The 25,953-nt window shown below is 68.4% G+C and carries 26 protein-coding genes; 23 read left to right on the top strand and 3 right to left on the bottom strand.

Annotation, left to right across the window (positions count from 1 at the left end; translation table 11 throughout):
- The first annotated feature begins 3 nt into the window (after positions 1 to 3).
- The 6 genes from GII31_RS11875 (at position 4) to GII31_RS11850 (ending at position 8,076) form a co-directional block, all read left to right on the top strand.
- On the top strand, positions 4 to 1,482 hold the full coding sequence (locus tag GII31_RS11875) for a replication-associated recombination protein A (RefSeq protein ID WP_213243303.1): 1,479 nt from the start codon (positions 4 to 6) through the stop codon (positions 1,480 to 1,482).
- Between the two features lie 138 nt (positions 1,483 to 1,620).
- Positions 1,621 to 4,320 carry an alanine--tRNA ligase gene (alaS, locus tag GII31_RS11870; protein WP_213250219.1) on the top strand — a complete coding sequence of 900 codons (2,700 nt, stop codon included), beginning with the start codon at positions 1,621 to 1,623 and terminating at the stop codon, positions 4,318 to 4,320.
- Complete coding sequence (gene ruvX / locus GII31_RS11865) at positions 4,317 to 4,760, top strand: Holliday junction resolvase RuvX (protein WP_213243301.1); 444 nt, start codon at positions 4,317 to 4,319, stop codon at positions 4,758 to 4,760. Before alaS ends, ruvX begins: the two co-directional genes overlap by 4 nt.
- Before the next feature lie 65 nt (positions 4,761 to 4,825).
- Positions 4,826 to 6,643 carry an endolytic transglycosylase MltG gene (gene mltG / locus GII31_RS11860; RefSeq protein ID WP_246221835.1) on the top strand — a complete coding sequence of 606 codons (1,818 nt, stop codon included), beginning with the start codon at positions 4,826 to 4,828 and terminating at the stop codon, positions 6,641 to 6,643.
- 35 nt (positions 6,644 to 6,678) lie between these two features.
- The gene (locus tag GII31_RS11855) at positions 6,679 to 7,500 is read left to right on the top strand and encodes a shikimate dehydrogenase (protein WP_213243299.1); all 822 of its coding nucleotides are present in this window, start codon (positions 6,679 to 6,681) and stop codon (positions 7,498 to 7,500) included.
- Between the two features lie 186 nt (positions 7,501 to 7,686).
- Positions 7,687 to 8,076 carry an A24 family peptidase gene (locus tag GII31_RS11850; RefSeq protein ID WP_213243297.1) on the top strand — a complete coding sequence of 130 codons (390 nt, stop codon included), beginning with the start codon at positions 7,687 to 7,689 and terminating at the stop codon, positions 8,074 to 8,076.
- Positions 8,077 to 8,085: 9 nt separating this feature from the next.
- Here GII31_RS11850 and GII31_RS11845 read toward each other — a convergent pair whose 3' ends face one another.
- Positions 8,086 to 8,370, bottom strand: a complete 285-nt coding sequence (locus GII31_RS11845; protein ID WP_213243295.1) for a hypothetical protein — start codon at positions 8,368 to 8,370, stop codon at positions 8,086 to 8,088.
- Between the two features lie 56 nt (positions 8,371 to 8,426).
- Between GII31_RS11845 and aroC the strand changes: the two genes are divergently transcribed.
- The 3 genes from aroC to aroB are packed head-to-tail and all read left to right on the top strand — an operon-like array spanning position 8,427 to position 11,283.
- Positions 8,427 to 9,617, top strand: coding sequence for a chorismate synthase (gene aroC, locus GII31_RS11840; protein ID WP_287383956.1), 1,191 nt, complete (start codon positions 8,427 to 8,429; stop codon positions 9,615 to 9,617).
- Positions 9,614 to 10,168 (top strand): shikimate kinase, encoded by a 555-nt coding sequence (locus GII31_RS11835; protein ID WP_213243293.1) that lies wholly within the window; start codon positions 9,614 to 9,616, stop codon positions 10,166 to 10,168. The genes aroC and GII31_RS11835 overlap by 4 nt, the downstream gene beginning before the upstream one ends.
- On the top strand, positions 10,165 to 11,283 hold the full coding sequence (aroB, locus tag GII31_RS11830; RefSeq protein WP_213243291.1) for a 3-dehydroquinate synthase: 1,119 nt from the start codon (positions 10,165 to 10,167) through the stop codon (positions 11,281 to 11,283). The genes GII31_RS11835 and aroB overlap by 4 nt, the downstream gene beginning before the upstream one ends.
- 86 nt (positions 11,284 to 11,369) lie before the next feature.
- Here the strand turns inward: aroB and GII31_RS11825 are convergent, their stop codons facing one another.
- A complete protein-coding gene (locus GII31_RS11825; RefSeq protein WP_213243289.1) occupies positions 11,370 to 11,855 on the bottom strand; it encodes a B-4DMT family transporter in 486 nt (161 codons plus the stop codon).
- 90 nt (positions 11,856 to 11,945) lie between these two features.
- Here GII31_RS11825 and GII31_RS11820 point away from each other — a divergent pair, with 90 nt between their 5' ends.
- The 10 genes from GII31_RS11820 to pyrF all read left to right on the top strand — a co-directional run bounded on the left by GII31_RS11820 (position 11,946) and on the right by pyrF (position 23,215).
- Complete coding sequence (locus GII31_RS11820; protein WP_213243287.1) at positions 11,946 to 13,043, top strand: M24 family metallopeptidase; 1,098 nt, start codon at positions 11,946 to 11,948, stop codon at positions 13,041 to 13,043.
- Between the two features lie 19 nt (positions 13,044 to 13,062).
- Positions 13,063 to 13,626, top strand: a complete 564-nt coding sequence (gene efp, locus GII31_RS11815) for an elongation factor P (protein ID WP_213243285.1) — start codon at positions 13,063 to 13,065, stop codon at positions 13,624 to 13,626.
- 12 nt (positions 13,627 to 13,638) lie between these two features.
- Positions 13,639 to 14,103: a transcription antitermination factor NusB gene (gene nusB, locus GII31_RS11810; protein WP_213243283.1), complete on the top strand. Its 465-nt coding sequence runs from the start codon at positions 13,639 to 13,641 to the stop codon at positions 14,101 to 14,103.
- Positions 14,104 to 14,384: 281 nt separating this feature from the next.
- Positions 14,385 to 14,972 carry a bifunctional pyr operon transcriptional regulator/uracil phosphoribosyltransferase PyrR gene (gene pyrR / locus GII31_RS11805; protein ID WP_213243281.1) on the top strand — a complete coding sequence of 196 codons (588 nt, stop codon included), beginning with the start codon at positions 14,385 to 14,387 and terminating at the stop codon, positions 14,970 to 14,972.
- A complete protein-coding gene (locus tag GII31_RS11800) occupies positions 14,972 to 15,934 on the top strand; it encodes an aspartate carbamoyltransferase catalytic subunit (protein ID WP_213243279.1) in 963 nt (320 codons plus the stop codon). The genes pyrR and GII31_RS11800 overlap by 1 nt, the downstream gene beginning before the upstream one ends.
- On the top strand, positions 15,931 to 17,235 hold the full coding sequence (locus GII31_RS11795) for a dihydroorotase (RefSeq protein ID WP_213243277.1): 1,305 nt from the start codon (positions 15,931 to 15,933) through the stop codon (positions 17,233 to 17,235). The genes GII31_RS11800 and GII31_RS11795 overlap by 4 nt, the downstream gene beginning before the upstream one ends.
- A complete protein-coding gene (locus GII31_RS11790; RefSeq protein ID WP_213243275.1) occupies positions 17,232 to 17,855 on the top strand; it encodes a PH-like domain-containing protein in 624 nt (207 codons plus the stop codon). The genes GII31_RS11795 and GII31_RS11790 overlap by 4 nt, the downstream gene beginning before the upstream one ends.
- Positions 17,852 to 18,973 (top strand): glutamine-hydrolyzing carbamoyl-phosphate synthase small subunit, encoded by a 1,122-nt coding sequence (carA, locus tag GII31_RS11785; RefSeq protein ID WP_213243273.1) that lies wholly within the window; start codon positions 17,852 to 17,854, stop codon positions 18,971 to 18,973. The genes GII31_RS11790 and carA overlap by 4 nt, the downstream gene beginning before the upstream one ends.
- Positions 18,973 to 22,308, top strand: a complete 3,336-nt coding sequence (carB, locus tag GII31_RS11780; protein WP_213243272.1) for a carbamoyl-phosphate synthase large subunit — start codon at positions 18,973 to 18,975, stop codon at positions 22,306 to 22,308. The genes carA and carB overlap by 1 nt, the downstream gene beginning before the upstream one ends.
- The gene (gene pyrF, locus GII31_RS11775) at positions 22,298 to 23,215 is read left to right on the top strand and encodes an orotidine-5'-phosphate decarboxylase (RefSeq protein WP_246221834.1); all 918 of its coding nucleotides are present in this window, start codon (positions 22,298 to 22,300) and stop codon (positions 23,213 to 23,215) included. The genes carB and pyrF overlap by 11 nt, the downstream gene beginning before the upstream one ends.
- A gap of 125 nt (positions 23,216 to 23,340) precedes the next feature.
- Here pyrF and GII31_RS11770 read toward each other — a convergent pair whose 3' ends face one another.
- On the bottom strand, positions 23,341 to 24,153 hold the full coding sequence (locus tag GII31_RS11770; protein WP_213243270.1) for a thioesterase family protein: 813 nt from the start codon (positions 24,151 to 24,153) through the stop codon (positions 23,341 to 23,343).
- Between the two features lie 31 nt (positions 24,154 to 24,184).
- Between GII31_RS11770 and GII31_RS11765 the strand changes: the two genes are divergently transcribed.
- The 4 genes from GII31_RS11765 (at position 24,185) to rpoZ (ending at position 25,911) form a co-directional block, all read left to right on the top strand.
- Positions 24,185 to 24,394 (top strand): hypothetical protein, encoded by a 210-nt coding sequence (locus GII31_RS11765; RefSeq protein ID WP_213243268.1) that lies wholly within the window; start codon positions 24,185 to 24,187, stop codon positions 24,392 to 24,394.
- A 292-nt stretch (positions 24,395 to 24,686) separates the two neighbouring features.
- Entirely contained in the window at positions 24,687 to 25,001 is a 315-nt protein-coding gene (mihF, locus tag GII31_RS11760; RefSeq protein ID WP_005181260.1) for an integration host factor, actinobacterial type, read from the top strand.
- Positions 24,998 to 25,615, top strand: a complete 618-nt coding sequence (gmk, locus tag GII31_RS11755) for a guanylate kinase (protein WP_246222302.1) — start codon at positions 24,998 to 25,000, stop codon at positions 25,613 to 25,615. The genes mihF and gmk overlap by 4 nt, the downstream gene beginning before the upstream one ends.
- Positions 25,612 to 25,911, top strand: coding sequence for a DNA-directed RNA polymerase subunit omega (gene rpoZ, locus GII31_RS11750; RefSeq protein WP_213243267.1), 300 nt, complete (start codon positions 25,612 to 25,614; stop codon positions 25,909 to 25,911). Before gmk ends, rpoZ begins: the two co-directional genes overlap by 4 nt.
- Positions 25,912 to 25,953: the final 42 nt, after the last annotated feature.

Here is a 25,953-nt window from a genome sequence, read left to right as displayed (position 1 = left end):
GGCATGGATTCGTTGTTCGACCCGGCTCCGAACACACCGGGCACGCCGTCGGGTGAGTCGGCCGATGTGGGCGGACGGCCGCGGGCACCGCTCGCGGTGCGGATGCGTCCGCAGAGTCTCGACGAGATCATCGGCCAGCAGCACCTGCTCGGCAAGGCCTCGCCGCTGCGGCGGCTGATCAGCGGTTCGGGTGCGGCGTCGGTGCTGCTGTACGGGCCGCCCGGAACGGGCAAGACCACCATGGCCTCGCTCATCTCCCGGGCCACCGGGGGGCGTTTCGAGGCACTGTCGGCGCTGTCGGCCGGTGTCAAGGAGGTGCGGGCGGTCATCGACGTGGCACGCCGGCGCCTCATCGCCGGACAGCAGACGGTGCTGTTCATCGACGAGGTGCACCGCTTCTCCAAGACCCAGCAGGATGCGTTGCTCGACGCGGTGGAGAACCGGATCGTGCTGCTGGTTGCCGCGACGACCGAGAATCCGTCGTTCTCGGTGGTCGCGCCGTTGCTGTCGAGATCGCTGGTGTTGCGGTTGCAGCCGCTGTCCGATGAGGACATCGGCGAGGTGGTCGACCGTGCCGTCGTGGACCCGCGTGGCCTCAACGGCACGGTCGCATTGAGCGTCGAGGCCCGCGAACACATCGTCGCCGTCGCCGGTGGTGACGCGCGCCGGGCGCTGACCGCGCTGGAGGCCAGTGCGGATGCGGTGATCGGCCATGCCGACCACGACCGCCGGACTCCGGACACCCATACACCCGAGCTGGTGGTACACGAGGCCCAGGCACAGGATGCCGAGATGCGGGACGGTGAGATGCGGGATGGTGAGAACACCGTGCTGATCATCGACGTCGCCGACGTCGAGGCGGCCATCGATCGGGCCGCGGTGCGATACGACCGCGACGGTGATCAGCACTACGACGTGACCAGCGCGTTCATCAAATCGATCCGGGGCTCGGATGTCGACGCGGCCGTGCACTATCTGGCGCGGATGATCTCCGCGGGCGAGGACCCCCGGTTCATCGCGCGCAGACTGATGGTCCACGCCTCCGAGGACATCGGGATGGCCGATCCGACGGCGCTGCAGTCGGCGGTCGCGGCGGCCCAGGTGGTGCAGCTCGTCGGGATGCCCGAGGCCAAGCTTGCGCTCACCCAGGCCACCATCCACCTGGCGACCGCACCCAAATCGGCGGGAGTGGTCGCGGCGATCGGGGAGGCGATGGCCGATGTGGCGGCGGGAAAGTCCGGATCGGTGCCACCGCACCTGCGCGACAGCCACTACGCGGGGGCCAAGGCGATGGGCCACGGCAAGGGCTACCGATACCCGCACGACGATCCGGACGGGGTGGTGCCGCAACAGTACGCGCCCGACGAACTGGTGGGCGTGGACTACTACCGGCCCACCGGTCACGGATTCGAACGCGAGATATCCACCCGGCTCGGCAAACTGCGCTCGATCATCAGGCGGGCCCGAGGGTCACGGTCCTGATATTCGGCACTCATCGAGTGCCCGCGCCGCGGAATGTAGGCTGGTGTGTCGCAGTTGCCACCGCCCCCGGGAACCCGGCGAAGCGTCACAACCCACACAGTGAACGATCACAGAACCCTCAGCAAGGACGAGACCACAGTGCAGACGCATGACATCAGGAAGCGGTTCCTGGATCACTTCATCCGCGCCGGACATACCGAGGTACCCAGCGCATCGCTGATCCTCGACGATCCCAACCTGATGTTCGTCAACGCGGGCATGGTTCCGTTCAAGCCGTACTTCCTCGGCCAGCAGACCCCGCCCTACTCGCGCGCCACCAGCGTGCAGAAGTGTGTGCGCACCCTCGACATCGACGAGGTCGGTATCACCACCCGGCACAACACGTTCTTCCAGATGGCCGGCAACTTCAGCTTCGGTGACTACTTCAAACGCGAGGCCATCACGTTCGCATGGACGTTGCTGACCAACGCGGAGGAGGACGGCGGCTACGGCATCGACCCGCAGAAGTTGTGGCCGACGGTGTACCTCGACGACGACGAGGCCGAGGCGATCTGGCGCGACGAGATCGGCGTGCCCGCCGAACGCATCCAGCGACGCGGCATGAAGGACAACTACTGGTCGATGGGTGTACCCGGCCCGTGCGGTCCGTGTTCGGAGATCTTCTACGATCGTGGCCCCGAGTACGGCCGCGAGGGCGGGCCGGAGGCCGACGAGGACCGCTACATTGAGATCTGGAATCTCGTGTTCATGCAGAATGAGCGGGGTGAGGGCGGCGGCAAGGACAACTACGAGATCCTCGGCCCGCTGCCCAAACAGAACATCGACACCGGTATGGGTGTCGAACGCGTCGCGTGCCTGCTGCAGGGCGTGGACAACGTGTACGAAACCGATCTGCTCAAACCGATCATCGACCTCGCCGCGGAACTGACCGGTCGGGGCTACGGTCGGGGCGCCCACGACGACGACGTGCGCTTCCGCGTGATCGCCGACCACGCCCGCACCGCGGCTCTGCTGATCTGCGACGGCGTGCTGCCCGGCAACGACGGCCGTGGTTACGTGCTGCGGCGGCTGCTGCGCCGGGTCGTGCGGTCGATCCGGCTGCTCACCTCGGCGGGCGAGGCCGCCGGCGCCGCCCCGCGCGCCGCGTCGGAGCCGACGATGGGTGCGCTCATTGGCCGGGTCATCGACATGATGGCGCCGTCCTACCCCGAGCTCGAGGAACGTCGCGAACAGATCGTCGCCACCGCGGCGGGTGAGGAGACCTCGTTCTCCAAGACGCTCGCCGCCGGGTCCAAGCTGTTCACCGATGCCGCCACCGCCACCAAGGCGGCCAAACGGTCCACGATCAGCGGCGACGACGCGTTCACGCTGCACGACACCTACGGTTTCCCGATCGACCTCACGTTGGAGATGGCCGCTGAGGCGGGCCTGACCGTCGACCAGGACGGGTTCACCGCCCTGATGGCCGAACAGAAGGGCCGCGCCAAGGCCGATGCGACCGCCCGTAAGACCGGGCACACCGACCTGAGCGTGTACCGTGACCTGCTCGACCGTGGTCCCACCGAGTTCACCGGGTTCGGCGAACTGGTGTCCGAGGCCCGGGTGCTCGGCCTGGTCGCCGACGGAGCCCGACTGCCCGCGGCCGGTGCGGGCCAGGAACTGACCGTGGTGCTCGACCGCAGCCCGCTCTACGCCGAGTCCGGCGGCCAGATCGCCGACACCGGAACCATCACGTCGGCGGGGGGTGCGCGGCTGACCGTCACCGATGTGCAGAAACTCAACAAGACGCTGTGGCTGCACAAGGTGCGTGTCGACGAGGGTGAGATCACCGACGGCGAGGAGGTGCTCGCCTCGGTGGATGCCGCCTGGCGGCACGGCGCCACGCAGGGCCATTCGGGCACGCACATGGTGCACGCCGCACTGCGCCAGGTACTCGGGCCCAATGCCACGCAGGCCGGCTCGCTCAACCGGCCCGGCTATCTGCGATTCGACTTCCACGCCAACGGCCCGCTGAGCGAGGCGCAGCGTTCGGAGATCGAGGAGATCAGCAACGCCGCCGTCGAGGCGAACTATCCGGTGCGCACCTTCGAGACCGGACTGACCGAAGCCAAATCGATGGGTGCGATCGCCCTGTTCGGCGAGAACTACGGCGACGAGGTGCGGGTCGTGGAGATCGGCGGCCCGTTCTCGATGGAACTGTGCGGCGGAACGCACGTGTCCTCGTCGGCGCAGATCGGTCCCATCACCGTCATCGGTGAGTCGTCGGTCGGTTCGGGTGTGCGCCGTGTCGAGGCTTATGTGGGTATGGACTCGTTCCGGTACCTGTCCAAGGAACGGGCCCTGCTCGCCGGGCTCGCGTCGTCGTTGAAGGTTCCGTCCGAGGAGGTGCCGGGCCGGGTCGAGGCCTTGGTCACACGGTTGCGTGATGCGGAGAAGGAACTCGAACGGATCCGTGCCGAGGCCGCCCGCAACGCCGCCTCCGGCCTGATCGACGCAGCGGTCACCTCCGGCACGACGCTGGTGGTGGGCGGGCTGCTGCCCGACGGCATCGACGCCGGTGACCTGCGTTCACTGGCCACCGAACTGCGCGCCAAGGTGGCCGACAAGCCCGCGGTGGTCGCGCTCTTCTCGGCGGCCGGCGGCAAGGTGCCGTTCGTCATCGCCACCACTGATTCCGCCCGCTCCGCCGGCATCAAGGCCGGTGACCTGGTCAAGCAGATCGCCCCGCTGGTCGGCGGCCGTGGTGGCGGCAAACCCGACCTGGCGCAGGGATCGGGCACCGATGCCTCCGGCGCCGACACGGCCATGGCCCGCATCCGAGAGCTTGTGCTGCGGTGAGCCCAGAAGGCGGAGGCCGACCGGGCCGGGTCCTGGGTATCGACGTCGGTAGCGTGCGTATCGGGGTCGCGGTGTGCGACCCCGACCGCATTCTGGCGACGCCGGTGGAGACAGTGGCCCGGACCGTCGGCGGGCACGCCGACGTGGACCGGATCTCGGCGCTGGCGGCCGAGTACGAGGTGGCCGCGGTGGTGATCGGGTTGCCCCGCACCCTGCGCAACACCACGGGTGCGGCCGCCGAGGCCGCCCGCACGTTCGGCGATGCCGTCGCCGCGGCCGTCGCGCCGGTACCGGTGGAGTACTTCGACGAACGGTTCACCACGGTCACCGCCCAGCAGGCGCTGCGGGCCAGCGGACGCTCGGTGAAGTCGTCGCGTCAGGTGATTGATCAGGCCGCGGCGGTGGCTATTCTGCAAGGGTGGCTGGATGCGGGACGATGACGCGAGGCACCGTCGAGGGTGCGCTTCGGTGAGCGCTCTGGTTGACGCGGCAGGGGAGTCTCCCCGTGGACGATGAGCACTATCGGGGACACCGTCACCGCAGTACCGGATCGGACCCGGCGCAATCGGAAGCCGATCGTCTGCGTTACTTCACCCAGCCGAACCCCGACCGGCCGATGACCCGGCACCGGCGTCGTCGTGAGGACTCCGTCGACACCCCGCCCGCCGATTCCGAACGGTCGATGCCGCAACGGATCGCCCCCCGGCCCACGCCCGGTCCCGCCCGGCCCGCACGTGACACCTACCCGGCGCCCGCCCAACCGCCCGCGGGCCGGGCCGCACCGCCGCGGCGCCGGCCGGAACCGCCCGCCACGACAGGCGGGCGTCCCCAGTATTCGCGGCCCGCGCATACGGGCATACCCACCGGTGCCGGTGGACCGGTGCCGGGCCCGCACGTCGGACCGGGCCCGAATGTCCAGGACGGCGGTGAGCGGGGCGCCCCGCTCACCGGCCGTCCGCACGCGGGTACCGGGCAGGCCGGCACCGGACTGATCGACGCCACCGGCGCCGATGCCGGGCACTCGGACTCAGGTCACCCGGATTTCGGGCACACCGGCACCGCGCGGTCGGCGTCGGCCGCCGGTTCCGATGCCGGGACCGACACCCGGACCAGGTCGGACCGGCGCGAGGGTCGACGCCGGGGCGGTACCGACGGCGGCGCCGCCGACAAGGCCCGCAGGCGCACCCGCACACGCATGGTACTTGCCTTCGTGCTGGTGTTCCTGCTGGCGATGGTCGGCGGACTCGGATATGTCGCACTGCGCACCCTCGGCGTGATCGGCGCTGCCGACTACTCCGACGCGACCGGCGCAGCCGACGTGATCGTGGAGATCCCGGCCAACTCCACGCTGAGCGACTTCGGGGACATCCTCGCCGACCGCGATGTGGTCAAGAGCTCACGGGCCTTCGTCAACGCCGCCGACGGACGCACAATGGAGGGCGGCTTCTACAAGCTACGCACCCAGATCCCGGCCGCCACCGCGGTCGAGATGATGACCGATACCTCCAAGGTGCACCGCGTGGGCCTGATGAACGTCCCCGAAGGTCTGCAACTCGAATCGAAGAAGGGCATCGACGGCAAGACCACACCGGGCATCTTCCAGATGATCGCCGACGCCACCGAGGTCGACGTGAACGGTGCACACCGTGGGGTGACCGTCGAAGAGTTGGAGAAGGTCGCCGCGACCGCCGACCCCGCCGCGCTCGGCGTGCCGGAGTGGGCACACAAGTGGGTGACCGCGACCGCTGTCAAAGGTGATTTCCGCCGGCTCGAAGGGCTCATCGCACCCGGCACCTGGGACTACATCAATCCCGAGCATTCGGCCGACGCGATCCTGACCCAGCTGGTCTCACAGAGTGTGAGCCGGTTCGAGAACTGGGGTCTGCTCAACGACAACGGTTCGGGACTGACGCCGTACGAGACCCTGATCACCGCCTCGATCGTCGAGCGGGAGGCCAAGAATGCCGACGACTTCCCGAAGGTCGCCCGGGTCATCCTGAACCGGCTTGCCAAGGACCAGCGCCTGGAGATGGATTCGACATCCAACTACAGGGCGGAGGTCACCAACATCGACGTGCACGGCGACGCCTACAGCGACGCGAACCCGTGGAACACCTACCAGATCTCCGGTTTGCCGCCGACACCGATCGGCGCGGTCGGGGAGCGTGCGCTGGAGGCGACCGAACACCCCGCCACGGGTCAGTGGCTGTACTTCGTGTCCATCGACAAGGACGGCAACACGTTGTTCGCCGACGACTACGAAGAACACAAACGCAATCGGCAGAAGGCCTGTGACACCGGCCTGCTGTCAACGGGATGCTGAGGCCGGGATGCTGAGGCCGGGATGCTGAGGACGCCATGACGCCACGCAAAGCAGCCGTGCTGGGGTTCCCCGTCTCCCATTCGAGGTCGCCGGATCTGCACCTGGCCGCCTACCGGGCGCTCGGGCTGACCGACTGGACCTACGAGCGGATCGAGTGCACCGCCGAGCAACTCCCGGCGATCGTGGGCGGGGCGGCACCCGAATTCGTCGGATTCTCGGTGACGATGCCCGGCAAGATCGCCGCGCTCGAGTTCGCCGACGAGGTCACCGACCGTGCCCGGCTCATCGGTTCGGCCAACACACTGCTCCGTACCGATGCGGGCTGGCGTGCCGACTGCACCGACGTCGACGGGATGAGCGGCGCATTGGGAGAACTCGGGGTGCGGGGCGGTACCGGTGGCGAGTCGGTGGTCATCGGCGGCGGCGGTACCGCCCTGCCGACGGTCAGCGCACTCGCCGATGCAGGTTTCGCGTCGATCCGGCTGGTGGTGCGCAGCCCGGAGCGGGCCGCCGACGTCGCCGCGCTCGCCGGGGTTCTCGGCCTGCGCTGCGACTTCCTGCCGTTCGCGTCGTCGCCGGAGCTGACCGAGGCGTGCCGCACCGCACGGGTCGTCGTCACGACGGTTCCGTCCCCGGCCGCCGAGCCGCTCATCGATTCGGTGCGCGTGGCGCGGGCCGTGGTCGACGTCATCTACGACCCGTGGCCCACCCCGCTGGCGGCCGCCGTCACCGAATCCGGTGGGAGGGTCGTCGGGGGACTGGTGATGCTGCTCAACCAGGCCTACAGCCAGGTCGAACAGTTCACCGGCCTGCCCGCCCCCCGCGAGGCGATGGCCGCCGCGATCGCCGCCGGCTGACCACCGGTTCCCGCGTAGCCCGGTACCTCCACGCCACGCGGATCCGTTCGGCGTCCAGGGAATCCGCTCCGCGCGAGACGTCGGCGGCATGTGTGGCCGTCAAGGTCGGTGTGCACAGGTGGCGTGTTGTCCACAGGACCGGATATGGGGCCCGGGTGGGGGTGCCGGGGCGGCGACGATGAGGGCGTGACCCTTGTGACGATCCCCGTCGGCCTGTGGCTGAGCGCCATCGCGGTCCGCGACGCCCGTACCCGGCGCATCACCAACACGCTCCTGTGGCCCGGCCTGATCGCCGTCGCCGCGACCGGAACGGTATCGGCCGGGGTGATGGCGGCCGGGCTCCTCGCGGCGGCCCCCTATCTGATCGCCTGGCTGCTACGCCAGTGCGGAGGCGGCGACGTGAAACTCGCGTTCGTGGTCGGCGGTCTCGCGGCCGACTGGCCACTCGCGCTGCTCATCGTGCTGCTGGCCGCCGCCATCTCGGCGGTCGCCACACTGGCCACCCGCTCATCGACGCTGCCCCACGGCCCCGCTCTGTGCGCGTCGGCGGCGCTGCTGGTGGCAGTGGCCTCGTGACACCCGCCGTCAGCGCCGCAGATCCGGCCACGGTGGCCGGCGGATCACCGCCACACAGCCGAGGACGGCGGCGACGAAGCCGGTGAGGACACCGACGAGGGCGATCCTCTCCGCGTCGATCGCCGGTGACCAGACCACCTTGTTGCCGTGCACCACGAACACGCCGACCGCGCCGGCGCCGTCACCACCGCGTGAGGTGCGGGTGACCGGGATCACGGTCACTCCGTCGGGTGTTGTCAGCGGCTCACCGAAGGTGCGGGTGGATGCTCGCGTAACCAGATCGCCTATGGACATCTGCCCAGTATGGCCTGAACAGAGTGCGCTCAGCCGCTCGTGGAACAATTGACGCCGTGTTGCGCTGGATAACCGCCGGAGAATCCCATGGACCGGCCCTGGTCGCCATCGTCGAGGGGATGGTCGCCGGAGTAGAGGTCACCTCGTCCGACATCGCCGAACAACTCGCCCGGCGCCGCCTCGGCTACGGCCGTGGTGCCCGGATGAAGTTCGAGGCCGACAAGCTGACGCTGCTCGGCGGCATTCGGCACGGCCGCACCCAGGGCGGGCCGGTGGCCATCGAGATCGGCAACAGCGAGTGGCCCAAGTGGGAGCAGGTGATGGCCGCCGACCCGGTCGCTGCCGACGAACTCGCCGGCAGCGCCCGCAACGCGCCGCTGACCCGGCCCCGGCCCGGTCACGCCGACTTCGCGGGCATGCTCAAGTACGGCTTCGACGACGCGCGGCCGGTGCTCGAACGCGCCAGTGCCCGCGAGACCGCGGCCCGTGTGGCCGCCGGCACCGTGGCCCGCAACTTCCTGCGCCAGGTGTTCGGTGTGGAGGTGCTCAGCCACGTCATCTCCATCGGCGCATCCGAGCCGTACGTGGGGCCCGCGCCCCGCTACACCGACCTGGCAACCATCGACGCGAGTCCGGTCCGCGCGTTCGACGCGTCGTCGGCGGAGAAGATGATCGCCGAGATCGAGGCCGCCAAGAAGGACGGCGACACCCTTGGCGGCGTCGTCGAGATCGTCGCCACCGGCGTACCCATCGGCCTCGGCTCGCATGTCAGCGGCGACACGCGCCTCGATGCGAAACTGGCCGCGGCGCTGATGGGTATCCAGGCGATCAAGGGTGTCGAGGTCGGTGACGGCTTCGAGACGGCCCGGCGGCGGGGGAGCCTGGCACACGACGAGATGGTGCCCGGACCCGACGGCGTGCTGCGCTCCACCAACCGCGCGGGCGGTCTCGAAGGCGGTATGACCAACGGCGAGGACGTGCGGGTGCGGATCGCGATGAAGCCGATCTCGACGGTGCCGCGTGCCCTGCAGACCATCGACATGACCACGGGCGAGCCCGCGGTCGCGATCCACCAGCGCTCGGACGTGTGCGCGGTACCCGCCGCCGGTGTGGTCGCCGAGGCAATGGTCGCGCTGGTGCTCGCGCAGGTCGCGCTCGACAAGTTCGGCGGCGACTCGGCGGCCGAGACCTCCGACAACCTGCACGGTTACCTCACGCGGATCAGCGCGAGGCCCCCGCACCAATGACGGTGACCCGCAAACGGATCAACTCCCGCCCGGCCGCCGTGCTGATCGGTTTCATGGGGGCGGGCAAGTCCACGGTCGGCAGGCTCGTCGCCGAACTGCTGGGGGTGGACTTCGTCGACGCCGACGAGCAGATAGTGCACGCCGAGGGCCGGTCCATCCCGGAGATCTTCACCGCGGACGGCGTCGAGGCGTTCCGCGACATCGAACGCCGAGTGGTGCTCGACCTGCTCACCCGTGGCGGTGTGGTGTCCCTCGGCGGCGGGGCGGTGATGACCCCGGCCGTCGCCGACGCCCTGGCCGGTCATCGCGTGGTGTACCTGAGCATCGACCCCGCCGAGGGTTTCGCCCGCGCCAAGGGCGGTGATCGTCCGCTGCTGGCCGGTGACGACGCCGAGACCCGCTACCGCGAACTGCTCGACGAACGGCACGACACCTACGCGGAACTTGCCACAGTCACCGTCGACGCCGGTGCGGGCAGCGCCGACGAGATCGCCGACCTGGTGGTCTCCGCCCTCGCCGATCATCTCATTCCCGAGAGGAACCTTTTGTGACAGACAGTTCGACAGAACCGATCAGGATCCGGGTCAACGCGGGCGCGCCGTACGATGTGGTCATCGGTCGGGGTCTGCTCGGCGAGGTCGCCGACGCCGCGGCAGGTGCCGACCGCATCGCGATCGTGTTCCAGCCCACCCTGGTAGAAACGGCCAAACAGATCCGGGAATTCTTGAACGAGCGGGGTTTCGACGCGCATTCGGTAGAGATCCCCGATGCCGAGGCCGGCAAGGACCTTCAGGTCGCCTCGTTCTGCTGGGGGGTGTTCGGGCAGATCGGTCTCAAACGCAACGACAAGGTGATCAGCCTCGGCGGCGGTGCGGCCACCGACCTGGCCGGGTTCGTCGCCGCCACCTGGATGCGCGGTATCGGCGTCATCCACATCCCGACGACACTGCTCGCGATGGTCGACGCGGCGGTCGGCGGCAAGACCGGCATCAACACCGACGCCGGTAAGAATCTCGTCGGTTCCTTCCATGAGCCGGACGCGGTGCTCATCGACATCGCCACCCTGGAGACGGTGCCGCGCAACGAGGTCGTCGCCGGTCTCGCCGAGGTCATCAAGACCGGGTTCATCGCCGACCCGGAGATCCTGCGCATCATCGAGGCGGACGCGCGGGCCGCGCTCGACCCGGCCGGCGATGTGCTGCCCGAGCTGATCCGGCGGTCGGTCCAGGTGAAGGCGGATGTGGTGTCCGCCGACCTCAAGGAGTCGTCGCTGCGCGAGATCCTCAACTATGGTCACACCCTCGGCCACGCCATCGAACGCCGCGAACGCTACAAGTGGCGTCACGGTGCTGCCGTGTCGGTGGGGCTGGTGTTCGCCGCCGAACTCGCCCGGCTCGCGGGCCGGCTCGACGACGAGACCGCCGACCGGCACAAGAGCATCCTGCAACTCGTCGGCCTGCCCACCACCTACGATCCCGATGCCTTCGCCGACCTCTTGCAGGGCATGGCGGGCGACAAGAAGAACCGTTCCGGTGTGCTGCGTTTCGTGGTGCTCGACGGTCTGGCAAAACCGGGCCGGCTCGAGGGCCCGGACCCGTCGCTGATCGCGGCCGCATACTCGGCGGTCGCCGGGGTATCCGCATCGGGTGGCGGCGTGCTGCTGTGACCGGTTAGCCGGTAGCCGGGACCCACGGACAAGAGAAAGCCGGCCACGTCGGTGACGCGGCCGGCTTTTTCTTGTCCGTCGACGTGTCAGGCGTGGGCCGGGGTGCGGTCCTCGTGCACCGACCAGTCATCGTCGGGCTCGTTCTTGCGCTGGTCGCGGCGCACGATCCAGCGTCCGACGGAGAAGCCGATGAACGCGGGGAAGTAGACCAGGAGCGCGGTGAACGATCCGCCGGCGACGATCTCGATGGGCAGCGAGGCCTCGCCGATGCCGCTCATGAACCAATGTCCGATGACCCAGCAGACGATTGCCGAGACCAGGCCGGCGAACAGGCCCGCTTTCAGCCAGCGCACCGTGAGGTCGGCGTAGTCGTCGGGGTCGGGGTTGGCCCGCGCGTCACGGATACCGTCGATGCCACCCCACAGGAGTGCGACGAGCACCACCGCGGCGATGGCCAGTACCTTCCAGGTGCCGGAGTCGAGTGGCTTTTCGACCACGGCGACGGCCAGCAGCACACGGGCCGCGATGTGAACAGCGGCGAGCGGTATTCCGCGCAGCAACCAAGAACCCATGGCGCACAGACTAGACCACCGCTCACGTGAGCGAAACCACATCCCCGTCCTTCGTGTCTGCGGACGCGGCCGATCGGTAGATTTGTAGCCATGGCCTCGCCCTGGAACCCGCCGCCGCCCGCCGATCACCGCGCCCGCCGGGACCGGCTGCGCACGACGCTGGCCGATACCGCCGACGTTGTGGTGATCTCGGACCTGATCAACGTGCGATACCTGACCGGATTCACCGGATCCAATGCCGCGGTGCTGGTCAGCGCCACCGACCCGGCCGCGGACCGGATCTGCACCGATGGCCGGTACATCACCCAGGTCGCCGAGCAGGCAGGCGACCTGGAGGCGGTGATCGCCCGCAACTGTCTCGGCGCGCTCGTCGAGTACGCGGGCCGGGCCGGGGCGGTGCGTGTCGGTTTCGAGGAACACATCGTGACCGTTGCCGCTCACCGGGACCTGGACGGAGCTCTCGTCGGCACGTCCGGCCTGGTGGAACGGCTGCGTGAGGTCAAGGACGCCGGTGAGGTCGCGCTGCTGCGCCGGGCATGTGCCGTGGCCGACGAGGCGCTGGCCGCGATCATCGAGCGCGGACTGCTCGCCCCGGGCCGCACCGAACGCGAGGTGGCGCGGGCACTCGAGTGGGAGATGTTCGAGCGGGGAGCGGACGCGGTCTCCTTCGAGACGATCGTCGCGGCGGGCGCGAACTCGGCGGTACCGCATCACCGGCCCACGACGGCGGTGCTGGCCGACGGCGATTTTGTCAAGATCGACTTCGGCGCGGCGGTCGCCGGCTATCACTCGGACATGACGCGTACCTATGTGTTGGGCCATGCCGCCGACTGGCAGCGTGAGATCTACGATCTCGTGTCGGCCGCGCAGTCCGCGGGCCGGGCGGCGCTGACGCCGGGTGCGGGCCTGCGTGCGGTGGACGGCGCGGCCCGGTCGGTGATCGCCGCCGCGGGGTACGGCGACAGATATGTGCACGGTCTCGGGCACGGAATCGGCCTGCAGATCCATGAAGCGCCGGGAATCGGGTCGGCCGCTGCGGGTACACTGCCATGCGGCGCCGCGGTGACCGTGGAGCCCGGCGTCTATCTTCCAGGTCGAGGGGGCGTCAGGATCGAGGACAGCCTCGTGGTCACCGACGGTGAACCCGACCTGCTGACCACCACCGACAAGACGTTCACCGTCATCTGACGTTAGGAAGTAACCACCTATGGCGAGTACCGCCGATTTCAAGAACGGCCTCGTGCTGAACATGGACAACGGGCTCTGGCAGATCCTGGAGTTCCAGCACGTCAAGCCCGGCAAGGGGCCGGCGTTCGTGCGCACCAAGATCAAGAACGTGCTCAGCGGCAAGATCGTCGACAAGACCTTCAATGCCGGTGTGAAGGTGGAGACCGCGACCGTCGACCGTCGCGACATGACCTACCTGTACAACGACGGCACCGATTTCGTCTTCATGGACGCCGAGACCTTCGAGCAGCTCAACATCACCCCGGAGACCGTCGGCGACGGCGCCCGGTTCCTGTTGGAGAACATGAAGGTACAGGTCGCCACCCACGAGGGTGCGCCGCTGTACGTGGAGCTGCCCGTCACCGTCGAGCTGCTGGTGCAGCAGACCGACCCCGGCCTGCAGGGCGACCGCTCCACCGGCGGCACCAAGCCCGCCACGCTGGAGACCGGCGCCGAGATCGCGGTTCCGCTGTTCATCAACACCGGCGACAAGCTGAAGGTCGACTCGCGCGACGGCAGCTACCTCGGCCGCGTCAACAGCTGAGCGCCGCGTTCAGTGAAACACCCGGGTACCCGTCACAAGGCGCGTAAACGCGCCGTCGACCTGCTGTTCGAGGCCGAGGCCAAAGGGGTCAAGGCCACCGACCTGATGGCCGAACGCCGCGAACTGGTGATCACCGACGAGAGCGTCGGACAGATCCACCCGTACACCGCGCGCGTCGTCGAAGGGGTCACCGCCGATCAGGCGCAGGTCGACGCGGTGCTGACCTCGCACCTCAAGGAGTGGACGCTGCCGCGTCTGCCCGCCGTCGACCGGGCCGTCATGCGGCTGGCCACCTGGGAGTTGTTCAACGCCACCGACGTCGATCCGGTGGTGATCGTCGACGAGGCCGTCCAGCTGGCCAAGGAACTGTCCACCGACGATTCGCCCGCCTTCGTCAACGGCGTCCTCGCCACAATCGCCGATCTCGCACCCCAGGTGCGCGCCGCCGCCGCGGCAGAACCCCGCAACGACGCCTGATCCTGTTCGCCATCTGAGTTTGCTGTTGAACCCGGAATCCGGGTTCAACAGCAAACTCAGTTCGTCATTCGCATCGATAGGATCTGATGGTCGCTGCTGTCGTGGTGTCCGATGGCGCTGAGCTCGCGACCCGCAACATCGGAGATTTTCGCGGCCTCAAACCCGTCCTGGCGGTTACTGAGCTGTAGCTCCGCAGGGCGTCGGCGCGTCACGAGCGTGTACAGTGTTTGCGGCAGGCATCCTTTAACGGACCGTCCCGTGAGGCGGAGAAGGAGGTCACGTTGACTGACGTAAACGATGGATCAACCCATCGGGTGCTGCTCGACGCGGCGGATGTGTCCCGGACCATCGCTCGTGTCGCCCATCAGGTGATCGAGAAGACGGCTCTCGATGCCCCGGACGCACCTCATGTAGTACTCATCGGCATCCCCACCCGCGGAACGGCTCTTGCGAAACGGCTGGGCGCCAAGATTTCCGAGTTCGCCGGTACCGACATCCCGGTCGGGTATCTCGACATCACCCTCTACCGCGACGATCTGCGCGACAAACCGCATCGCCCACTCGAGCGCACAATGGTGCCCGCCGGCGGTGTCGACGGCGCGATCGTGATCCTCGTCGACGACGTCCTGTACTCGGGGCGCACCGTCCGGGCGGCTCTCGACGCGCTGCGCGACCTCGGCCGACCGGCCGCGGTGCAGCTGGCGGTGCTCGTCGATCGCGGCCACCGCGAACTGCCGTTGCGTGCGGACTACGTCGGCAAGAACATCCCCACCGCACGCGAGGAGAACGTCGCGGTGCATCTCACCGAACACGACGGTGTCGACGAGGTGGTTCTCGGTGCCCGCACCGGTTCGGATGCGGGTGCGTGATGCGTCATCTGCTCAGCACACAGGATCTGACCCGCGAGCAGGCCACCGCCATCCTCGACGAGGCCGAACGGTTCGAGCAGGCACTCACCGGGCGTGAGGTCAAGAAGCTGCCCACGCTGCGCGGGCGCACCGTGATGACGGTGTTCTACGAGAACTCCACCCGCACCCGCGTCTCGTTCGAGGTGGCCGGCAAGTGGATGAGCGCCGATGTCATCAACGTCAGCGCGTCGAGTTCGTCGGCGGGCAAGGGCGAGTCGCTGCGCGACACCGCGAAGACCCTGTACGCGGCGGGCGCCGACGCGCTGATCGTGCGGCACCCGGCCTCGGGTGCGGCGCGGCAGATCGCCGACTGGACCACCGCCGCGGACGGCGGCGGACCGTCGATCATCAACGCGGGCGACGGTATGCACGAACATCCGACGCAGGCCCTGCTCGATGCGCTCACGCTGCGTCAGCGGCTGGGAACCCTCGACGGCAGGCGGGTCGCGATCGTCGGCGACGTCCTGCATTCGCGGGTCGCCCGTTCCAACGCGTTCCTGCTGTCCACTCTCGGCGCCGAGGTGGTGCTCGTCGCACCGCCCACCCTGCTGCCGACCGGGGTCGAGCAGTGGCCGGTGACGGTGTCCACCGACCTCGACGCCGAACTGGCCGCCGTCGACGCGGTGATGATGCTGCGGGTACAGGCCGAACGCATGAACGGCGGCTTCTTCCCGAGTTCCCGCGAGTACTCGGTCCGCTACGGACTCAATGACCGTCGGCTGGCGTTGATGGCCGACGACGCGGTGGTGCTGCACCCCGGTCCGATGCTGCGCGGCATGGAGATCGGTTACTCGGTGGCCGACTCGCCGCGCGCGACGGTGCTCGAACAGGTCCGCAACGGCGTGCATGTCCGGATGGCGGTGCTGTTCGGGTTGCTCGTCGGCACAGATCCCGAAACCACGACAGGGGAGTACCACCAGTGAGCGCGCCCGGATCGTTGCTGATCACCGATGTCCGACCGTACGGCGAGGGTGACCCGGTCGACATTCTGATCGTCGACGGCGTGATCGCCGAGATCGGGCCCGATCTGACCGCGCCGGCCGAGGCGGAGCGGATCGCCGGCGGCGACGCGGTGCTGTTGCCCGGTTTCGTCGACTTGCACACCCATCTGCGGGAACCGGGCCGGGAGGACACCGAGACCATCGCCTCCGGTTCGGCCGCCGCCGCCCTCGGCGGGTACACCGCGGTGTTCGCGATGGCCAACACCGACCCGGTCGCCGACAATTCGACGGTTACCGACAATGTGTACCGCACCGGCCGCGAGGTCGGACTCGTCGATGTGCACCCGGTGGGTGCGGTCACCGTCGGACTGGGCGGTAAACAACTCGCCGAGATGGGCATGATGGCGGCGGGTGCGGCCAAGGTGAAAATGTTCAGCGACGACGGCAAATGCGTCGACGACCCGCTGCTGATGCGGCGGGCTCTGGAATACGCCAAAGGCCTCGACGTCCTGATCGCCCAGCACGCGGAGGAGCCGCGGCTCACCGTCGGCGCCGTGGCGCACGAGGGGCCGACGGCCTCGCGGCTGGGTCTGGCCGGTTGGCCGCGTGCCGCCGAGGAGTCGATCGTGGTCCGTGACGCGCTGCTGGCCCGCGACGCCGGTACCCGCGTTCACATCTGTCACGCCTCCACCGAGGGAACCGTCGAGTTGGTGAAATGGGCCAAGGCGCAGGGCATCTCGATCACCGCCGAGGTGACTCCGCATCATCTGCTGCTCACCGACGCGCGCCTGGAGTCCTACGATCCGGTCAACAAGGTGAACCCGCCGCTGCGGGAGGAACGCGACACCGCGGCGCTGCGCCGCGGACTGGCCGACGGCACCATCGACTGTGTCGCCACCGACCACGCCCCACACGCGGCACAGGAGAAGTGCTGCGAGTTCTCCGTCGCCCGGCCGGGCATGCTGGGCCTGGAGACGGCGCTATCGATCGTCGTGGAGACGATGGTCACCCCGGGCCTGCTCGACTGGCGTGGGGTGGCGAAGGTGATGAGCGAGCGGCCCGCGCAGATCGTCGGGCTCACCGATCAGGGCCGCCCGATCGCGGTGGGCGAGCCCGCCAACCTGACCCTCGTCGACGCGGCGGCGTCGTGGACGGTCAGGGCTGCCGACCTGGCCAGCCTGTCGGGCAACACCCCGTACGCCGACATGACGTTGCCCGCGACGATCCGGGCAACAGTTCTGCGAGGAGCCGTCACCGCACACGAGGGAGCGGTGCGCCGATGAGGCGCGCAGGCATCCGGTCGGGCGCGGTGGTGCCGGTCGCGGTGGTGCTGGTGGTTGTCCTGGCGGTTGTGGTGTTGCACATCGGCCCCGGCTGGTCGTGGGGCAAGTCCGTGGTGAACGTGGTGATCATCGGGGGCACGCTCGCCGTACTGGCCGGGCTCGGCCGCGTGGTGTACATGGTGGCCACCGGTGCGGCGATCAAGGCGCGCGAGCAGGTGGAGGCGGTGGGTGAGATCCCGGTTCTGCCGGACAATCCGGGCGAACCGGTACGCGGGCCCGATTCCGGGCTGTATCTGGGCACCACGTTCGCGCCGAGCTGGCAGAACAAGATCACCGTCGGTGGCCTGAGCGACCGTTCGGCGGCCAACATCACCGAGTTCACCGATGGCATCGAGATCGCCCGGCAGGGCGCCGATGACATCTGGATCCCGCGCGGGTGTGTGACGGTGGTCCGCACCGAGAGCGGTTTCGGGGGCAAGGTCATGGGGGACGGCGGAGTGCTCGTGGTCCGGTGGGTGTTGCCCGGCGGAACCGAGGTGGACTCCGGTATCAGAGCTGACGACAAGGCCGTGTACAGCGGCTGGGTCGCCGATTTCGCAGCAACAGAAAGTGATCAATGAGTAGAGCGGTACTGGTTCTGGAGAACGGCCAGGTCTTCACCGGGCAGTCTTTCGGCGCCGTCGGGCAAACACTCGGGGAGGCGGTGTTCTGCACCGCCATGACCGGGTATCAGGAAACCCTCACCGACCCGAGTTATCACCGCCAGATCGTGGTCGCGACCGCACCGCAGATCGGCAACACCGGCTGGAACACCGAGGACGACGAGTCGCACGGCGGCAAGATCTGGGTCGCCGGCTATGCGGTGCGCAACCCCACCCGCCGGGTGTCCAACTGGCGCGCCAGCACCGGCCTGGCGGACAAGCTGGTGGAGCAGGGCGTGGTCGGTATCGCCGGAATCGACACCCGTGCACTGGTCCGGGTGCTGCGCGATCATGGGTCGATGCGGGCAGGGGTGTTCTCCGGTGATGCGCTCGCCGACACCGACACGCTACTGACCCGCGTGAAGTCGCAGCCGTCGATGGCGGGAGCCGATCTGGCCGGGGAGGTATCCACCGACACCGGGTACGTGATCGAACCCGACGGGCCCGCCCGCTTCACCGTCGCGGCTCTCGACCTGGGTATCAAGACCAACACCCCGCGCATGTTCGCCCAACGCGGCATCCGCGTACACGTGCTGCCGTCGTCGACAAGCCTGGACGTGATCAGGGAACTCAAGGCCGACGGGGTGTTCCTGTCCAACGGTCCGGGCGACCCGGCCACCGCCGATGCCACCGTCGATCTGACCAAACAGGTTCTGGGGGAGGGGATTCCGTTGTTCGGGATCTGCTTCGGCAATCAGATCCTGGGCCGGGCGCTGGGCCGGGGCACCTACAAGATGAAGTTCGGCCACCGCGGCATCAACATCCCGGTGATCGACGTGGCCACCGGCAAGGTGTCGATCACCGCCCAAAATCACGGCTTCGCCCTCGACGGGGAGGCGGGCGAGGAGTTCGACACCGACTTCGGCCGGGCCCGCATCAGCCACGTCTGCGCCAATGACAACACCGTCGAAGGCGTGGAATTGGTGTCCGGGCAGGCATTCTCGGTGCAGTACCACCCGGAGGCCGCGGCCGGACCGCACGACGCCGGCTACCTGTTCGACAAATTCGCGACCCTGCTGGAAGGAACGAGGGCCTGATGCCACGCCGTTCAGACATCTCCCACGTCCTGGTCATCGGGTCGGGCCCGATCGTCATCGGCCAGGCCTGTGAATTCGACTACTCCGGCACCCAGGCGTGCCGCGTCCTCAAATCCGAGGGCCTGCGTGTGTCGCTGGTCAACTCCAACCCGGCCACCATCATGACCGACCCGGAGTTCGCCGACGCCACCTACATCGAACCCATCACCGCCGAATACGTGGAGAAGGTGATCGAGGCCGAACGCGACGCCGGACATCCCATCGACGCGGTACTGGCCACCCTCGGCGGCCAGACCGCGCTCAACACCGCTGTGGCGCTGCATGATCGCGGTTCGCTGGAGAAGTACGACATCGAACTCATCGGAGCCGACTTCGATGCCATCCAGCGCGGCGAGGACCGGCAGATGTTCAAGGACATCGTGGAGAAGGTGGGCGGCGAGAGTGCCCGCTCCCGCGTCTGCCACACCATGGACGAGGTCCGCGTCACCGTCGCCGAACTCGGTTTCCCGGTGGTGGTGCGGCCGTCGTTCACGATGGGTGGCCTCGGTTCGGGCATGGCCTACGACGATGCCGATCTCGAACGCATCGCCGGCGGTGGCCTGGCCGCCTCGCCGACCGCAAACGTGCTCATCGAGGAGTCGATCCTCGGCTGGAAGGAGTACGAGCTCGAGCTGATGCGCGACAACCGCGACAACGTGGTGGTCATCTGCTCGATCGAGAACGTCGACCCGGTGGGTGTGCACACCGGTGACTCGGTAACGGTGGCCCCGGCGATGACGCTCACCGACGTCGAGTACCAGAAGATGCGTGACCTGTCGATCGCCATCCTGCGTGAGGTGGGTGTCGACACCGGCGGCTGCAACATCCAGTTCGCCCAGGATCCGCGGGACGGGCGCCTGGTGGTCATCGAGATGAACCCGCGTGTGTCGCGGTCCTCGGCGCTCGCGTCGAAGGCGACCGGATTCCCGATCGCCAAGATCGCCGCGAAGCTGGCGATCGGCTACAGCCTCGACGAGATCGTCAACGACATCACCAAGGAGACTCCCGCCTGTTTCGAGCCGACGCTCGACTACGTGGTGGTCAAGGCGCCGCGCTTCGCGTTCGAGAAGTTCCCGGGTGCCGACGACACCCTCACCACCACCATGAAGTCGGTGGGCGAGGCGATGAGCCTGGGCCGCAGCTTCACCGAGGCCCTGGGCAAGGTGATGCGTTCGTTGGAGACCAAGGCCGGTGGGTTCTGGACCGAGGCGGACCGTCCGGATCCGTCGACGGTCGACCTGCCCGCGCTGCTGGAGTCGCTCGCCACCCCCAAGGACGGGCGGCTGTATGGCATCATGCTGGCCTTCGACGCCGGCGCCACCGTTGAGCAGCTCTACGACGCCACCGCCATCGACCCGTGGTTCCTCGCCGAGATCGAGGCGATCGGCGCACTCGGGTCACGCATCCGTGACGCCGCCGCGCTCGATGCCGATCTACTCCGCGAGGCCAAGTCGTCGGGCTTCTCCGACCGCCAGATCGCCGCGCTGCGCGATGATCTCCTCGACGAGGCGGCGGTGCGCGAGTTCCGCATCAAGTCGGGTGTGCGGCCGGTGTACAAGACGGTGGACACCTGCGCCGCCGAGTTCGAGGCCAAGACGCCGTACCACTATTCGACGTACGAGCTCGATCCGGCGGCCACCAGTGAGGTGGCCCCGCAGGCCGAACGCCCCAAGGTGCTGATCCTGGGTTCGGGTCCCAACCGCATCGGTCAGGGCATCGAGTTCGATTACTCGTGTGTGCATGCGGCGCTGACGCTGTCGGAGGCCGGGTACGAGACGGTGATGGTCAACTGCAACCCGGAAACCGTCTCCACCGACTACGACACCGCCGACCGTCTCTACTTCGAGCCGCTCACCTTCGAGGATGTACTGGAGGTGTACCACGCCGAGGCGCAGTCGGGCACCGTCGCAGGGGTGATCGTGCAACTCGGCGGGCAGACCCCGCTCGGGCTTGCGCACCGGCTGCAGGCGGCGGGCGTGCCGATCGTCGGCACCTCGCCCGAGGCGATCGACCTGGCCGAGGATCGCGGCGAGTTCGGCAAGGTGCTCACCGGCGCGGGCCTGCCCGCGCCCGCCTTCGGAACCGCCACCAGCTTCGGCGAGGCCCGCGAGACGGCCGGGCGGATCGGGTATCCGGTGCTGGTGCGGCCCTCGTACGTGCTCGGCGGGCGGGGTATGGAGATCGTGTACGACGAGAATTCGTTGCAGGACTACATCTCTCGTGCCACCGAACTGACCCCCGACCATCCGGTGCTGGTGGACCGCTTCCTTGAGGACGCGGTGGAGATCGACGTCGACGCCCTGTGCGACGGCGACGAGGTGTTCATCGGCGGGGTGATGGAGCACATCGAGGAGGCCGGTATCCACTCCGGTGACTCGGCGTGCGCCCTGCCGCCGGTCACCCTCGGCCGCGCCGACCTGCAGATGGTGCGCGCCTCGACCGAGGCGCTGGCCAAGGGGATCGGGGTCAAGGGTCTGCTGAACGTGCAGTACGCGCTCAAGGACGACATCCTGTACGTCCTGGAGGCCAACCCGCGGGCGAGCCGCACCGTTCCGTTCGTGTCGAAGGCGACGGCGGTACCGCTGGCGAAGGCGTGTGCGCGGGTGATGCTCGGCACGAGCATCGCGCAGCTGCGTGAGCAGGGGATTCTGCCGCCCACCGGTGACGGCGGTGAGGCACCGGTCGGTGTGCCGATCGCGGTCAAGGAGGCGGTGCTCCCGTTCAACCGGTTCCGTCGCGAGGACGGCACCGGGGTGGACACGCTGCTGAGCCCGGAGATGAAGTCGACCGGCGAGGTCATGGGTATCGACTCGGACTTCGGCAGGGCGTTCGCCAAGTCGCAGGCCGCCGCGTACGGCTCGTTGCCCACCTCGGGTGCGATCTTCGTGTCGGTGGCCAACAAGGACAAGCGGGCGCTGATCTTCCCGGTCAAGCATCTGGCCGACCTCGGATTCACCATCCTGGCCACCGAAGGGACGGCGGATGTGTTGCGCCGCAACGGGATCACCTGCATCACGGTGCGCAAACACTTCGAGGCCGGTGCCGGTGAGCCGACCATCGTCGATCGAATCCGGGCCGGTGAGGTGGCGATGGTGATCAACACCCCGTTCGGCAACTCCGGACCGCGGGTGGACGGCTACGAGATCCGCAGTGCCGCGGTGTCCAAGAGCATCCCGTGTATCACCACGGTGCAGGGTGCCAGTGCGGCCGTGCAGGGCATCGAGGCGGCGATCAACGGCGCGATGGGCGTCGAATCCATCCAGAGCAGGCACGGGGCGATCGTCGATGGGCGCTGACACCGGGGCCGCGACACCGGATTCGGCCACCGCTGGCGCCGGAGCGGTGGCCTCCGGTGCGGTGGGCTTCGGTGAGGCGGGTTTCGGTACCCGCTATCTGGAGTCGGTGGCCCGGCGCGGACGATTCTGCGCCGGGATCGATCCGCATGCCGGCCTGCTCACCGATTGGGGACTGGCCGTCGATGCCGACGGTCTGTCCCGGTTCGCCGACATCTGCATCGAGGCGCTCGGGCCCGTAGCCGCGGTGATCAAGCCGCAGGTGGCGTTCTTCGAACCGTTCGGTGCGGCCGGATTCGCGGTACTCGAGCGGGTCATCGCCGGATGTCGCGAGCAGGGTGCGCTGGTCCTGGCCGACGCCAAACGCGGTGACATCGGCTCCACGATGGCCGCCTACGGTACCGCCTGGCTCGATGACTCGTCGCCGCTGTGTTCGGATGCGGTCACCATCTCGCCGTACCTCGGGTTCGAGTCGTTGCGTCCGGCGATCGACGCCGCGCGCGCCGGGGACAGGGGAGTGTTCGTCCTGGCCCGCACCTCCAATCCGGAGGGCGGCCGGGTGCAGACCGCGCTTGTGCCCGACGGCCGGATCGTCGCCCAGTCCGTCGTCGACGCCGCCGCCGCCGAGAACGCCTCCGGCGCCGGGGCGGTCGGGCTGGTGGTCGGGGCAACCCGGTCACACGGACTCGATCTGGGTGCGCTCAACGGGCCGATCCTGTCACCGGGTCTCGGTGCGCAGGGGGCCACCGCCGCCGACATCCCGGAGGTGTTCGCCGGGGCCGATGTGCGCTGGGTACTGCCGGCCAGTTCGCGTGGCGTGCTGGCGGCGGGGCCGGATGTGGCCGCTCTGCGCGCCGCGTGCGCATCGGCCCGTGACGAGGTCGAGGCGGCGCTGACACCGCTGTCGTGACCCTTTCCCGCCGACTTTCGGTGCCTCCGGTACACGGGCTCGTTCGGGCGACTGTCCACACACGAAAACCATGGACTATTCAGCCGTGGTGACTGGTGTTGCCCGGTGGAAGGAAACTGCGGCGCTCAGACGTCGGTGCGGCGGATCAGCTGAGCCTGCTGGATTCCGCCGACCGGGCCGTCCTCGCCGAAAAGGGTGGCCCGGGACAGCCCGATGCCGTCGGAGCCGTACAGTGACTCCGCCCGTACGCCGACCCATTCGCCGACCAGTGGACGATGCATGTGCACCACCAGGTCGGTGTTGAGGAATCGCCACCTGTCCATGGGCAGCCCGCTCCCCATCCCGTTGGCGATGTCGGCCACCGACAGGAGCCGCTCGGCGGGAGTCATCTCCTCGCCCGCGACCAGATCGACCAGCGGCCGCACCCAGCATTCGCCCTGTTCGGAGTTCTGGGTGTCGTTGAGCATGCGCCATTCCAGGCTCGCGATGTAGGTGCCGTCCCAGCCCTGGAAGGGTTCGCGCTGCGGAGACTCCTCTTTGGGACGCAACGGCGGTTCGGCGGCGAACGCGATCTCCTCGGTGTCGATGGTGGTGAATCGCCACGCGGTGGCCCGGGCGACCGGACGCAACGCGCCGACGTCGTCGGGTGCGCGCATCTCGGCCTCCACGAGTTCGATGTTGCGACCGGGCCGCAGGGTCCGCGCGCTCACCCAGATGTCGTCGCCGAGCGGTACCGGGCCCAGCATGTCCACGGTCACCCGGGCCAGTCGGGTCTGCTGCCTCGGTGCGCAACGCTCGATCGCCCGCACCAGCAGACCCGACACCGGGGCGGCGTTCTGCATCGTCGGCGCCCACGTGCTCGTGGTGTATGTCGAAGCGGTGAATCGTTCGCCGAGCGTGGCGTCGGTGTCGGTGAGTGCATAGTACGCGGAGGTCATACGGTAATAATTACCGTATGACCGTCAGGTCATGGCCGGAACGGGTGTGATCGCGTCGGGTACCTTGCCCGGCGCCGGCCTCGCTGCGCCGGTCCACGCCACGCGCAGGGCCGCGACACGCGCAAACGCCGGATCGGATGCGATCATTTTCGCCGTCGTCACATGCACCACATCCGACACTTCGCGAGTCGGCGGCGATCGGGGAAAGGTCGTCGGCCGGCTCGCGATGGAAACCATGTGACCTGCGAAAACGGTGGACCTGTCGGGGCCGGTGCCCAGATCCGGGCGGTTCGGGCGGCGTCCGGCCGAGGGTGGGGTCGAACGTCCTTACATCATCGGGTTCCTGGGGTTTTGCGGGGGTGGCACTCGCAAATGCCAGCTCACGTGGGTACGGTCGCATTCGCCGCACCATTGGCGAGACCCGCAGGTCAGGTAAAGATCGGGGGTCCCGCATCGGGCGACCACCATCACCATCGCCCGCAGTCAGGCCGGTGGTGACAGTCCACATGAAGACACGAAAGACGGAGGAACCCGTGGCCCTTCCCCAGTTGACCCCTGAGCAGCGCGCTGCTGCGTTGGAGAAGGCTGCTGCTGCCCGCAAGGCCCGCGCCGAGCTCAAGGAGCGCCTCAAGCGCGGTGGCACCGACCTGCAGCAGGTACTCAAGGACGCCGAGACCGACGAGATCCTGGGCAAGATGAAGGTCTCTGCCCTGCTCGAGGCTCTGCCGAAGGTCGGCAAGGTCAAGGCGCAGGAGATCATGACCGAACTGGAGATCGCCCCCACCCGCCGCCTGCGCGGCCTGGGTGATCGCCAGCGCAAGGCGCTGCTGGAGAGGTTCAGCTCCTGAGCAGCTCCGCAGGCAGCACTGACCGTCCGAGGGGCCGACTGATCGTTCTGGTCGGCCCCTCGGCCGTCGGTAAGTCCACGGTGGTCCGCCGGGTCCGTGAACTGCTGCCCGACCTGTTCTTCAGCGTGTCGGCCACAACCCGCGAGCCGCGGCCCGGCGAGGTCGACGGCCGCGACTACCGGTTCGTCTCCCGCGAGGACTTCGACCGGATGATCGCCGACGACCAGCTCCTGGAATGGGCCGACATCCACGGCGGGTTGCAGCGCTCGGGAACGCCGGCCCGGCCTGTCGAGGAGCGGCTGGCGGCCGGGGAGCCCGTGCTGGTGGAGGTAGATCTCACCGGCGCCCGCAACATCGTCACCCGGATGCCCGAGGCCATCACGGTCTTCATCGCGCCGCCGAGCTGGGATGTCCTGGTCGAGCGGCTCACCGGCCGGGGCACCGAAACCCCCGAGGCGGTCGAACGCCGACTGCAGACCGCCCGCGTCGAAATGGATGCCGTCGACGAGTTCGCGCACGTGTTGGTGAACAGCGAAGTCGACCAGGTGGCCGATCGGTTGGTATCCTTGCTGGTCGGACCCCGACAGCCCCTTCAATCGCAGGAGAATGCGTGAGCACCCAGACAGATTTCGAACTGACCGCCGTCGAGGATGCGCCCGCGTACGACACCCCCCTGGGCATCACCAACCCGCCCATCGACGAGCTGCTCGAACGCGCCTCGTCGAAGTACGCACTGGTGATCTACGCGGCTAAGCGAGCACGGCAGATCAACGACTACTACAACCAGCTCGGCGACGGCATCCTCGAATACGTCGGTCCGCTCGTGGAGCCGGGCCAGCAGGAAAAGCCGTTGTCGATCGCCATGCGTGAGATCCACTCGGATCTGCTCGAACACACCGAAGGCGAATAGACCATCGCCGGCCGGTGGTGATCCCCAACGGCTCTGAAGCAG

Origin of the sequence: Gordonia pseudamarae, from assembly GCF_025273675.1 — a bacterium.
Taxonomy (GTDB): Bacteria; Actinomycetota; Actinomycetes; order Mycobacteriales; family Mycobacteriaceae; genus Gordonia; species Gordonia pseudamarae.
Note: the sequence above shows the minus strand (reverse complement) of the source record. Positions and strands in the feature narration are given on the sequence as shown.

What these genes read in the sequence shown, in the direction of transcription:
- GII31_RS11875 (WP_213243303.1), top strand. Translation starts at nt 4, where the DNA reads ATGGATTCGTTGTTCGACCCGGCTCCGAACACACCGGGCACGCCGTCG.
- GII31_RS11855 (WP_213243299.1), top strand. Translation starts at nt 6,679, where the DNA reads ATGACGCCACGCAAAGCAGCCGTGCTGGGGTTCCCCGTCTCCCATTCG.
- GII31_RS11845 (WP_213243295.1), bottom strand. Translation starts at nt 8,370, where the DNA reads ATGTCCATAGGCGATCTGGTTACGCGAGCATCCACCCGCACCTTCGGT.
- GII31_RS11835 (WP_213243293.1), top strand. Translation starts at nt 9,614, where the DNA reads ATGACGGTGACCCGCAAACGGATCAACTCCCGCCCGGCCGCCGTGCTG.
- GII31_RS11825 (WP_213243289.1), bottom strand. Translation starts at nt 11,855, where the DNA reads ATGGGTTCTTGGTTGCTGCGCGGAATACCGCTCGCCGCTGTTCACATC.
- GII31_RS11820 (WP_213243287.1), top strand. Translation starts at nt 11,946, where the DNA reads ATGGCCTCGCCCTGGAACCCGCCGCCGCCCGCCGATCACCGCGCCCGC.
- efp (WP_213243285.1), top strand. Translation starts at nt 13,063, where the DNA reads ATGGCGAGTACCGCCGATTTCAAGAACGGCCTCGTGCTGAACATGGAC.
- GII31_RS11800 (WP_213243279.1), top strand. Translation starts at nt 14,972, where the DNA reads ATGCGTCATCTGCTCAGCACACAGGATCTGACCCGCGAGCAGGCCACC.
- GII31_RS11790 (WP_213243275.1), top strand. Translation starts at nt 17,232, where the DNA reads ATGAGGCGCGCAGGCATCCGGTCGGGCGCGGTGGTGCCGGTCGCGGTG.
- carA (WP_213243273.1), top strand. Translation starts at nt 17,852, where the DNA reads ATGAGTAGAGCGGTACTGGTTCTGGAGAACGGCCAGGTCTTCACCGGG.
- carB (WP_213243272.1), top strand. Translation starts at nt 18,973, where the DNA reads ATGCCACGCCGTTCAGACATCTCCCACGTCCTGGTCATCGGGTCGGGC.
- pyrF (WP_246221834.1), top strand. Translation starts at nt 22,298, where the DNA reads ATGGGCGCTGACACCGGGGCCGCGACACCGGATTCGGCCACCGCTGGC.
- GII31_RS11770 (WP_213243270.1), bottom strand. Translation starts at nt 24,153, where the DNA reads ATGACCTCCGCGTACTATGCACTCACCGACACCGACGCCACGCTCGGC.
- GII31_RS11765 (WP_213243268.1), top strand. Translation starts at nt 24,185, where the DNA reads ATGGCCGGAACGGGTGTGATCGCGTCGGGTACCTTGCCCGGCGCCGGC.